The sequence below is a fragment of the Flavobacterium sp. genome (assembly GCF_044341265.1).
Lineage (GTDB): Bacteria > Bacteroidota > Bacteroidia > Flavobacteriales > Flavobacteriaceae > Flavobacterium.
On record NZ_JBIISA010000011.1, the window covers coordinates 86,685 to 97,635 of the forward strand.

10 protein-coding genes are annotated in these 10,951 nt (G+C 29.4%); 7 read left to right on the plus strand and 3 right to left on the minus strand.

Going from position 1 to position 10,951, the window contains the following annotated elements; translation table 11 throughout:
* The first annotated feature begins 47 nt into the window (after positions 1-47).
* Together ACIQ06_RS07685 and ACIQ06_RS07690 are read left to right on the plus strand one after the other, a co-directional pair.
* Positions 48-398, plus strand: coding sequence for a 4Fe-4S dicluster domain-containing protein (locus ACIQ06_RS07685; protein WP_345089648.1), 351 nt, complete (start codon positions 48-50; stop codon positions 396-398).
* A 160-nt stretch (positions 399-558) separates the two neighbouring features.
* Complete coding sequence (locus ACIQ06_RS07690) at positions 559-1,716, plus strand: hypothetical protein (RefSeq protein ID WP_396145116.1); 1,158 nt, start codon at positions 559-561, stop codon at positions 1,714-1,716.
* 53 nt (positions 1,717-1,769) lie between these two features.
* Here the strand turns inward: ACIQ06_RS07690 and ACIQ06_RS07695 are convergent, their stop codons facing one another.
* Positions 1,770-2,309 carry a hypothetical protein gene (locus ACIQ06_RS07695; RefSeq protein WP_396145120.1) on the minus strand — a complete coding sequence of 180 codons (540 nt, stop codon included), beginning with the start codon at positions 2,307-2,309 and terminating at the stop codon, positions 1,770-1,772.
* Between the two features lie 151 nt (positions 2,310-2,460).
* Positions 2,461-5,136 carry a TonB-dependent receptor domain-containing protein gene (locus ACIQ06_RS07700; protein ID WP_396145121.1) on the minus strand — a complete coding sequence of 892 codons (2,676 nt, stop codon included), beginning with the start codon at positions 5,134-5,136 and terminating at the stop codon, positions 2,461-2,463.
* Positions 5,137-5,280: 144 nt separating this feature from the next.
* Here ACIQ06_RS07700 and ychF point away from each other — a divergent pair, with 144 nt between their 5' ends.
* The 5 genes from ychF (at position 5,281) to ACIQ06_RS07725 (ending at position 10,567) form a co-directional block, all read left to right on the plus strand.
* A complete protein-coding gene (gene ychF, locus ACIQ06_RS07705; RefSeq protein WP_396145123.1) occupies positions 5,281-6,375 on the plus strand; it encodes a redox-regulated ATPase YchF in 1,095 nt (364 codons plus the stop codon).
* 113 nt (positions 6,376-6,488) lie between these two features.
* A complete protein-coding gene (locus ACIQ06_RS07710) occupies positions 6,489-7,634 on the plus strand; it encodes an FIST signal transduction protein (protein ID WP_396145125.1) in 1,146 nt (381 codons plus the stop codon).
* Complete coding sequence (locus tag ACIQ06_RS07715; protein WP_396145127.1) at positions 7,635-9,155, plus strand: response regulator; 1,521 nt, start codon at positions 7,635-7,637, stop codon at positions 9,153-9,155. It begins immediately after the preceding gene.
* Positions 9,156-9,218: 63 nt separating this feature from the next.
* Positions 9,219-9,884 carry a hypothetical protein gene (locus ACIQ06_RS07720; RefSeq protein ID WP_396145129.1) on the plus strand — a complete coding sequence of 222 codons (666 nt, stop codon included), beginning with the start codon at positions 9,219-9,221 and terminating at the stop codon, positions 9,882-9,884.
* Positions 9,881-10,567 carry a TIGR02117 family protein gene (locus tag ACIQ06_RS07725; RefSeq protein WP_396145131.1) on the plus strand — a complete coding sequence of 229 codons (687 nt, stop codon included), beginning with the start codon at positions 9,881-9,883 and terminating at the stop codon, positions 10,565-10,567. The genes ACIQ06_RS07720 and ACIQ06_RS07725 overlap by 4 nt, the downstream gene beginning before the upstream one ends.
* A 132-nt stretch (positions 10,568-10,699) precedes the next feature.
* Here ACIQ06_RS07725 and ACIQ06_RS07730 read toward each other — a convergent pair.
* Positions 10,700-10,951 (minus strand): hypothetical protein (locus tag ACIQ06_RS07730; protein WP_396145133.1); only part of this gene is annotated, 252 nt, incomplete at its 5' end.

The window sequence follows — 10,951 nt, forward strand, 5'->3', positions numbered from 1 at the left end:
AGGATTTTTTAAATCTAATATCTTAAATTTAATATCTAAAAGTAAAGATGGCAATCATAATAACAGACGAATGTATCAATTGTGGTGCATGTGAGCCAGAATGTCCAAATACTGCAATCTATGAAGGTGCAGATGATTGGAGATACAAAGACGGTACAAAGTTAAGAGGAAAAGTAATTCTTCCAGACGGAACTGAAGTGGATGCTGATGCAGCTCAAACGCCAGTATCTGATGATGTTTACTACATTGTACCTGGAAAATGTACAGAATGTAAAGGTTTTCACGAAGAACCTCAGTGTGCAGCAGTTTGTCCAGTGGATTGTTGTATTCCTGATGACAATCATGTAGAAAGTGAAGAAACACTTTTAAACAGACAATCGTTTTTACATAACGAGTAACTTATTTTTTGCAAAATATAGAGTAAACCACCAACTGTTGATATAGTTGGTGGTTTTTTTGTTTTAATTAAATAGGTTATGATTTTATAAAACATATTTAATCTATTATTTATCAATGTTTTAAAAGAATTTATATATTTGTTAATAAACTAATTCAAGTATGAAGTGTTTTATTGCATTTGTTTTTTTATTTTTTTCAAGTCATCTTTATTCTCAAGAGGTAGAAAAATCTATAATTCTTAAAGATGCAGATACTAATTTAGCTATTGAAGATGCAACTGTTTTAGTCTTAAAAACAAAGCAACTTAATTTAAGTAATGCTGAAGGAAAAGTCAGTTTTCTTCTAAAAGGAATTTCCAATATACAAATAACGCATACTTCCTATGTTTCTCAAACAATTAGGTCTACAATATTAAAAGAAAGAGAAACTGTAATCTTTCTTAAAAGTAGTTTTAATAAATTAGATGAAATAATTTTAACAAAGCAACATCCACAAAAAATACTGGCTTCTTTAATAGAAAATTCTTCCAAAAAACTCACGGTTCCAGCAAGATTGAAAGTATATTCTAGAGAGTTTTTTAAACTTAACGGAGTTTATTCTAATTACAATGATGGACTCTTGAATTTTCAACTTTCAGGAAAGCCAAATGATTTTAGCACAACTATATTGGTAGAGCAAAATAGGTCTTTCGGATTGGTTGAAGATTATATAATGGATGAACTTGTAGGATACAATTTGAATAATATTATGCAAAACTATTACAATTTCAAATATTTGAATCCGCTTTTGGAACCGAGAGCTAAGAAAGAGTACGATTTTTTAGTAAAAGCACATCCAGTCAATGAAGATTACTATGTTATGACTGCTATACCAGCAGATAATAGTTCAGCAATGTTAGACGACTACACTATAACTTATGATAGAAAAAGAAAGATAATTATTGAAGTTAGTTCCGAGATTTCTCCAACTTCATTTGCAAAAGCAAAAGATAAAACAGGAAAAAATGGGAAGCATGTTTATAAATCTTTTTTCAAAACCATGTATCGATTTGACTCCAATAATTATTATTTAATTGGTTCAAAAGAGAAAATCGGATATGAAAAAGTTGTTAAGAATAAAACGACAGACATAGAAGTTAGGAATTACTTTATAACTACTAATTTCAGTAACCAAAATTACAGCTTTAAGGAAAGTGAGGTTTTTAAAGATAAAACCTTATTCAATAAGAAAAATACAATTCTAAGTAATTATTGGGAAATCTCTGGAATGGTTGCTACAGAAGAAGAGGAAAAGATAATTTTGAGTATTGATGATTAAAATAGAGCGAATCAAAAACTAATTCTTTAATAGTTTTTGATTCGCTTTTTTTTCTATTGTTTCACAATAACATAAGTTTTATAAGTAACAGTATCGGTTTTGGAATTATAGGTTTCTAAAACTAAATTTCCATCAGTATCAAAATAACCAATTGATGTTTCTTTACCATTATAATAAATAAAACTATTAGTAGATGTTTTTCTTAGTAAAGCACTTTTTTTAATGTCATCACCAGTTATTCTATAGCCATTAGCATCAAGTTCAACATTGTATTTTTTGTTGTCATACATATAATAGGATGAACGATCTACATCAACTGTACGTGTACTTCCGTCAGGATTGGTGATTTTTGTAGTAGTTGTAACTACAACTGGTGAATCTTTGGTTTCGATGTTCAAAGTGTTTGGTTTTTCTTCTTTCAATTCAATTTTTTGAACTTCTCTTGTATTTTCTTTCTTTACATAGGTTTTTTTACCATTAGAATCAGTAATAGTAGTTGTCGTCGTTTTTGTTTCGTCTTTTATGTTTTTGTTTTGAGCTTCAAAACTAATTGAAACTAATAACGCTATGGTAACTAAAATAATTTTTTTCATGAGATAAGTATTAAAGATTAATTCTTTACAAATTTAGATTAGACTTCATGCTTAAATTTTATATAATTTTATATGAAGTTTACATAAATCTCATGTAAAAAAAATCCTGAAAGTCAACTTTCAGGATTTAGTTATAATATGAAATTGTTTTTTAGAAATTGAAACCTAGCCTAGCATAATAATATGCTCCTCCAAATCCCATTTGAACGGCATCCCAATATCCACCAGCTTCAACCCAGTCATCTTGTTGATCAGGATAAATATTTAGTAAGTTATTTGCACCTAAAGTTATTTTGAATGCTTTAGATATTTTATAACCCAATGTTAAATCGGTTACTATTTTCACTCCATAGGTATCAGTTGCAGCTTTGATTTGATTAGCAAACGAACCACCATAATCATTTACATCTTCATAAACTTGGTAGTCTAATAATTTTACTTCACTAAAACGTGTAAAAGCTAAACCACTATCAAATTTTTTGTACCCATAATTTAAGTTTAAACCAAATTTACTTTGAGGCGCAGAAGCTAATAAAAATGCTTTATCTCTTTCTCCGAAGAAGGTTTGCTCGTCTAAACCATTATTTTTTACTTTAGTAATCTCCATATCATTGATGTTACCCACAACTGTAGCTCCAAATTTAGAATCTCCAAAAGTTTTTTTCCATGATAAGACTACATCTAAACCTTTAGTTTTTGTATCTACTCCATTAGTAAAAAATTGAGCTGCATCAACATTTAATCCTAATGATGAAGCATCAAAATACCCTGTTAGTACAATTCTATCTTTTACATTGATCATATATCCATCGATTGTTGCTGTAAAACTTCCGTAATTTGCTGTAAAACCTAATGAGGCATTTATAGCTTTTTCTTCGTTTAATTTTCCAATACCAAATGCTTTTGTAACAGGACTTTCGTTTCCAGAAAGTAAAACTTCTGTTGCTCCTGAACTACTAAAATTTGTAAAACTTGTATTGTAATAAATTTGTGCTAATGATGGAGCTCTAAATCCAGTACTAATAGAACCTCTTAAATTTACATTATCTGTTAATTTTAATCTTGAAGCTAATTTTCCGTTTAATGTACTACCAAAATCACTGTAATTTTCAAAACGCACTGCCGTACTAATCATGAATGCTTTTGTTATATCTAATTCACCATCAGCATATAGAGAAAAGTTTGAACGCGTTTCATTTACTTCGTTTGCTGGACTATATCCAGGAAAACCTTGTGAGCCTCCTGGTCTTGGATCTCCAGAAATTGGGTCAATTGGAATAGTTTGAATTGTTGGATCTGTAACTACATTTCCATTGATGTCATAGGTAGCATAAGAACCAACTTCTCCAGCAAAAATATTGAATTTTTCAACTCTAAATTCAGTTCCTAAAGCTAAATTAAATCCTTCTAAAACGGTGTCATAATTTTTTGAAAAATCTAAATTTGTGGTATTTTGCAATAATTTATGTCCACCAGCATCAAAACTAGTTGGAGAATTTGCACCTAATGACGCATTTAATGTGCCTTCAATATTATACTGAAATGAGTTGTTTCCCAATGAATTACTCAAATCCATTTTCCAGCCGTTATCAAATTTTGTTTTAATTCCAACCGCTAATGAATGATCTAATATATCAGACGTAATTCTTGGTGTAAATCCTCCAGGATAAATAGATTCAACAACTCTAGCGCCACCATTTCTTGTAAACGCATAAGCATCAGTATTTCTAATATTGCTTCCTACGAAAGCATAAAAATCTGTTTTAGTTGAAATAGGAATTGATAAATTACCCATAAAGTTTAATCCTTGAACAGCAGCTTCTCCAAATCCTTTTCTAAAATCAAAACCAGGACGAAGTGTTTTTTCTTTATTTAAAAACTCTCCTGTGAAATTAACATATCCACCATTTTTTCCTAAAGAAACTCCATAGTTCAAGCCAACTTTAGTTGAAAAACCATCAAGATTTTTATCACTTCCAAATGTATTTCCATTTCCATTTTGGTCTAATCTAAATCCAGGAGTATTTGCTGTTCCTAATGGAAAATCTCCTTGAGCGTTTGTATTGTATGCTCCAGTTGTAATCGAACCTGTTAACTCTTTTACATTATCATTTAAAATAATATTGATTACACCAGCAATTGCATCAGAACCATATTGAGCAGCTGCACCATCTCTTAAAATTTCAATTCTTTTTATTGCAGTAGCAGGAATTGCATTCAAATCGGTTCCAGTATTTCCTCTTCCTCGAGTTCCAAATAAATTAATTAAAGACGATTGGTGTCTTCTTTTTCCATTAATTAATACCAAAGTTTGATCTGGTCCCATTCCTCTTAAAGATGCTGGATCAACGTGATCTGCACCATCTGAACCTGATTGTTTGTTAGCATTAAACGATGGAGCAGCATATTGTAATAATTCATTGATTTCAATTTTTCCACTTTGAGTTGTTACGTTTTTAACGTCAATAACGTCAATTGGAACTGCCGAATTTACAATGGTTCTTTTTGAGTTTCGTGAACCAACAATTTGTACTTCATTTAGAACTTGTGCACCAGATAAAACAACATCAATTGTTAAAGTATTGTCCGTACTTTTCTCTACAGAATTATATCCAATGTAAGAAAATATAAGTATTGCACCTTCTTTAACTTTAATTTTAAAACTTCCGTCAGCATCTGTAGAAACCCCATTAGAAGTGCCTTTCTCTATGACGTTAACACCAAATAAAGGTTCGTTTTTGTCGTCTTTAACATTACCTGAAATTTGTTTTTGTGCAAAAACATTATTTAAAGCAATGAAAAAAAATAATAATGTAATTTTTTTCATAAAAAGTAGTTGGTTAGTTAATAATTTGTCGCAATATAATGTTTTTTAGATATTGAATTAACTAAAATTATAAATTACTTTCAATTATTTTTTAAACAATTTAAAATCTTATATTTGCACACTTTTAAAAAATAAAACGGACCAATGAAAGCAGGAATTGTAGGATTACCAAACGTAGGAAAATCAACTTTATTTAATTGTTTATCAAATGCTAAAGCGCAAAGTGCCAACTTTCCGTTTTGTACTATCGAGCCTAATATTGGTGTGGTAAACGTTCCAGATCCAAGAATCAATCGTTTGGAAGAATTGGTAAAACCAGAACGCGTTCAAATGGCAACTGTTGATATCGTTGATATTGCAGGATTGGTAAAAGGAGCAAGTAAAGGTGAAGGTTTAGGAAATCAATTCCTTGCAAACATTAGAGAATGTAACGCTATTATTCACGTTTTGCGTTGTTTTGATAACGATAACATTGTTCACGTTGATGGAAATGTAAATCCAATTCGCGATAAAGAAACAATCGATATCGAATTGCAATTGAAAGACTTAGAAACCGTTGAAAAACGTTTAGAAAAAGTAAATCGTGCAGCTAAAACTGGAAACAAAGAAGCTCAAACAGAAAAAGCACTTTTAGATAGAATTCGTGAAACATTATTGCAAGCAAAATCTGCAAGAACCGTTGAACCACAAAATCAGGACGAAATTGAATTATTGGAAGATTTTCAATTAATTACAAACAAACCAGTACTTTATGTTTGTAATGTTGACGAAAGTTCAGCAGTTAATGGGAATAAATACGTTGACCAAGTTCGAGAATTAGTAAAAGACGAAGATGCAGAAGTTATCATACTTTCAGTTGGTGCTGAAGCAGATATTACCGAATTAGAAAGCTACGAAGAGCGTCAAGTTTTTCTAGAAGATATGGGATTGACTGAACCAGGTTCTGCGGTATTAATTCGTGCAGCTTACAAGTTATTAAAACAACAAACATATTTCACAGCTGGAGTTAAAGAAGTTCGCGCTTGGACAATTAACGTTGGCGACACAGCACCAAAAGCAGCTGGAGTAATCCACACCGATTTTGAAAAAGGATTCATCCGTGCTGAAGTTATTGCATTCGAAGATTATTCTTCTTTAGGTTCAGAAGCTAAATGTAAAGAAGCTGGAAAACTAAGAGTGGAAGGAAAAGAATACATCGTTAAAGATGGAGATGTGATGCATTTTAGATTTAACGTATAACTACTTTTTTTTAATATTTAAAAAGCTTTAAACCAAAAGTTTATAGCTTTTTTTTGTTTTTAACTTTTTTTTAATTTACTTTATAACCCCAATCTATTAAAGTAACCAAAAAAATGAAAATTCAACAACTGCTATTTAATAGCTCCGAAAATTCAACTTCAATTGTTTCAACTGATGGTTTTAATCCAGTTGAAGCACAATTAGTTTTAGCCTTTGGTGAACGAACAATTTTAGAAAAATTTAAGCATTATGAATCATTAAGAAGTCTGTATCCCAATTCAGATATTGTTTTTTGCTCTACTTCAGGACAAATTTCTAACGATACAATTGTAAATGAAAAAGTAATATCAACTGCTTTACAATTTCAAAAAACAAAAATTAAAGCACTTGAAGTTGATATTCAGTTAGATAACAATATTGAAGATTTAGGTAAAAAAATTAAAAACGAAATTTTTGTAAAAGACTTAAAATCTATATTAATCTTATCTGAGGGAAGTTTTGTCAACGGAACAGAATTAATAAACGAATTGATCAAACAGACTAATGGAGATATACCTATTTTTGGAGGTTTAGCTGGTGATGCTTTTAATTTTGAAAAAACAATAGTAGGACTTAATTCAGAACCATCTCAAGGAAAAATTGTTGCTGTTGGTTTTTATGGCGAAAATATACACTTTGGTTTCGGATGTGAAGGCGGTTGGACCGATTTTGGTCCTGAACGTGAAGTTACGTTATCAGATAAAAATGTTTTGTATAAAATTGGAGATCGATACGCCTTAGATTTATACAAAGAATATTTAGGTAAATATGCCGATGAATTACCAGGTTCATCATTGTATTTTCCATTATCGATGAAAGAAAATAAAGAGAATGAAGCGATTGTAAGAACAATTTTAGCCATTGATGAAGAAAATAAATCGATGACATTTGCAGGAAATATTCCTCAAGGTTCTTATGTTCGTTTAATGAAAGCTAATTTCGATAAATTAATTGATGCGTCATATGAAGCGGCAAATAGTAGCTTAATTAATGACAATGAAAACCCACAATTGGCTTTAATGGTAAGTTGTGTTGGACGAAAAATAGTTTTAGGAAACAGAATAGAAGAAGAAATTGAAGTTGTAAAAGATGTTTTTGGTAATAATACTATTCTTGCAGGTTTTTATTCCTATGGAGAAATTTCTCCAACTCTACAAAATGTTGCTTGCGAACTACATAATCAAACGATGACCATAACCGTTATTTCTGAAAGTGAATAAATGGATAATAATATTTTAAATAGAAATTTAAAACGACAACTTAATAAATTTTTAACTGAGGATGATTTTGCAGATAATCCGAAGTTATTAGATTTTATTAATGTAGTGAATCAAACCTATTCAAACTATGAAAAAGATGCCGAATTATCAGAACAAGCCTCTCGATTAAATGATAAAGAATACTCTGAAATTAATGCCAAATTAAAAGACGAATTAACCGAAAAAGAATTCTTTGAAAATAAGTTAATTGAATCCATTAGTAAACTTAGTGGTAATACAATTAAGCGAAGCTATAATAGCAATATTAAAGAACTAATTAAGGTGTTAAATAGTGAAATTGAACTCAAAAAAGAATACCAAGAACTTTTATATGTAGCCAAAGCTTCTGCTGAAAATGCTAACGAAGCAAAATCCGATTTTTTATCCATAATGAGCCATGAAATTAGAACGCCTTTAAATGCAATTATTGGTTTAATTTATATCATGGAAAAAGAAAATACTTTAGCAAGTTTTCAAGAAAATCTTGAAGTATTGAAACACTCTTCAAACAATTTATTTCTTCTGATTAACAATATCTTAGATTTTAGTAAAATTGAAGCTGGAAAAATAGATATAGAAAAAATTCCATTTAATCTTAAAGAATTAGTTATTCAAATTTCAAAATCATTAGAACATCAAGCATCTGAAAATTTGAATAAAATCAAATTGATTATAGATGAAGATTTTATACCAAATGTGATCAGTGATCCGTTGCGTTTGAGCCAAATTTTGACCAATTTAATTTCAAATGCGATTAAGTTTACAAAAGAAGGTGAAATTATAATTGAGATTAATCAAATGTCTTTTATTGATGGATTTTCAACCTTTAAAGTTCAAGTTAGAGATACTGGAATTGGGATTGATTTAGAGAAGTTTAATTTGATTTTTGAGAAGTTTTCTCAAGCTGAATCAACAACAACACGTAAGTTTGGCGGAACAGGCTTAGGGCTCGTTATCACTAAAAAATTATTAAATTTATTAGATTCGGATATCAACATTGAGAGCAAAATCGGTAAAGGATCTAATTTTTATTTTGTACTTCAATTGCCAATTGATGTCGATTTTGCTGACCAAAAAGATAGAATTTTCTCTAATAATTATCAAGAAAAAAACTTAGATGGTTTAAGAGTGCTCTTGGTCGAAGACAACTTAATTAACGTTAAAATTGCTGATAAAATAATAAGCCAATGGAATGTTGATGTAGATGTAGCTCACAATGGTTTGATAGCCGTTGAAAAGCATTTACGAAATCAATATGATGTTATCTTAATGGATTTGTCTATGCCTATAATGGATGGTTATGAAGCGACTACAATTATTAGAGAACGAGATAAAAATATTCCAATTATTGCATTAACTGCTTCTGCATCATACGGTTATTTGGATAAAGCTATCAAATTAGGAATTAATGATTATGTGATAAAACCATTTAGTCCGAAAGAATTGAATATGAAACTTTATAAATATTCAAAACTACTTTAAGTTATAATTTTGCACTCTATTTTTTTGGCACAACATTTGGATTGGTAAAAAAAACTTTTCCCAATGAAAAAATTAGCTTTATTATTCGTTTTGCTTTTTCTAATGATTTCTTGTAAACAAAGTGAAGTTCCTACTGATGGAAATAATTTTTATTTTGAAAACCCTCAACCAATTAACGATTCAGAATTGAGTTCCATTCCAAATAAATTTAAAGGAATTTATATGTCTGAGGATTCTATTTTTTTGAATATTACAAATAATATGATTTTTTCGGAAAGAGAATATAAATTCAAATTTCACAAAAATCAATTAGATTCTTTAAAGGAATATTTTGATGTAGTCGATGGTAAATATATTTCAAAAGATAAAAAAGAAATTTTCAATTCTAAGAAAGTTCGAGATTCAATAGAATTTGCATCTAAAAATATTGATACTATTTTTCAGCTTTCTGATATGCAAAAAGCAAAAAGGATTAATGGGTTTTTAGTTTTAAATCAAAAAGATTCAATTTATTGGAAAGTGAAATTGATAAGTTTGAATAAGAATACTTTAGCCATTAAACAATTATATTCTGAAGACGATTTAAAAAGAATGGATTCTATAACCAAAATTCATTCTAAAAAACTTGATTCTCTTTCTTATATTATTTCACCTTCAAGAAAAGAATTCAAAAGTTTTAATGAAATTAAAGATTTTGGATATGATTCTAAATTTATAAAAGTTAAATGATGAAAATTATAAAAAAGACTTTAAAAATTATCAAAAAACTGTTTTTTGCAATTTTGATATTTCTGATAATTTACAGTGCATCTGCATTTTTATTATCAAAAATCACAATCAATTCCGATGCAGATAATCAATCTAAAGACGTTTCTATTTATATAAAAACCAATGGAGTTCATACCGACATTATCGTTCCTGTAAAAAACGAAATCAAAAACTGGAGTTCGCAAATCAAGTTTGAAAATACTAAATCCAAAGATACAACTGCAACTTATTTAGCCTTTGGTTGGGGAAATAAAGGATTTTATCTAGACACGCCAGAATGGTCTGATTTAAAGGCTTCAACTGCATTCAATGCTGCTTTCGGATTGAGTAATTCTGCAATACATATTACATTTTACAAAGCAATTAAAGAAAGTAAAGATTGTATTAAAATCACTATTTCTGAGGAAAATTATAAAAAATTGGTTGCAAATATTGAAAATACATTCCAATTTGATTCAAGCCAAAATCCGCTATTTATTGAAGCCACAACTTATGGTAATAATGATAGTTTTTATGAAGCAAAAGGAAACTATAGTTTATTTCATACTTGCAATTCATGGGCAAATGAAACACTAAAAAATGCCAATCAAAAAGCTGCTTTTTGGACTGTTACCGATTCGGGAATTTTTTGTCATTATCAGTAAGCTTCTGTATTCTTTTTTCCATTTTCTCTTCTCTCAACTTCGTACTTCCTATTTCGTAAATCGTACTTCAACAAGCTCAAGATAACATTAGAAAATAGACTAGCCGCAAAAGAGATTTTGCGGTTTTTTTGTTCAACGTTTTACGGCTTTTAATAGTTTTGACGACTTATTTCTATTGATTCCTACATTTAAAATTACTTTTTGAATTTTTAGTGAAAATTCCATAAAATCTGAAGCCTCACAATTGTTACAAACCACTGTGCATGTTGCACAACTCAAATATACAAAACCTTGTAAATAAATTTGATTTTTTTTAAATTTACTCATGCAAGGAAAAAAGACATTTACACCACAGTTATTTGTATCGGTAAATTTGTTGGAATT

Coding starts and splice junctions, on each gene's coding strand:
- ACIQ06_RS07700 (WP_396145121.1), bottom strand. CDS start 5,136: ATGAAAAAAATTACATTATTATTTTTTTTCATTGCTTTAAATAATGTT.
- ACIQ06_RS07685 (WP_345089648.1), top strand. CDS start 48: ATGGCAATCATAATAACAGACGAATGTATCAATTGTGGTGCATGTGAG.
- ACIQ06_RS07715 (WP_396145127.1), top strand. CDS start 7,635: ATGGATAATAATATTTTAAATAGAAATTTAAAACGACAACTTAATAAA.
- ychF (WP_396145123.1), top strand. CDS start 5,281: ATGAAAGCAGGAATTGTAGGATTACCAAACGTAGGAAAATCAACTTTA.
- ACIQ06_RS07720 (WP_396145129.1), top strand. CDS start 9,219: ATGAAAAAATTAGCTTTATTATTCGTTTTGCTTTTTCTAATGATTTCT.
- ACIQ06_RS07725 (WP_396145131.1), top strand. CDS start 9,881: ATGATGAAAATTATAAAAAAGACTTTAAAAATTATCAAAAAACTGTTT.
- ACIQ06_RS07690 (WP_396145116.1), top strand. CDS start 559: ATGAAGTGTTTTATTGCATTTGTTTTTTTATTTTTTTCAAGTCATCTT.
- ACIQ06_RS07695 (WP_396145120.1), bottom strand. CDS start 2,309: ATGAAAAAAATTATTTTAGTTACCATAGCGTTATTAGTTTCAATTAGT.
- ACIQ06_RS07710 (WP_396145125.1), top strand. CDS start 6,489: ATGAAAATTCAACAACTGCTATTTAATAGCTCCGAAAATTCAACTTCA.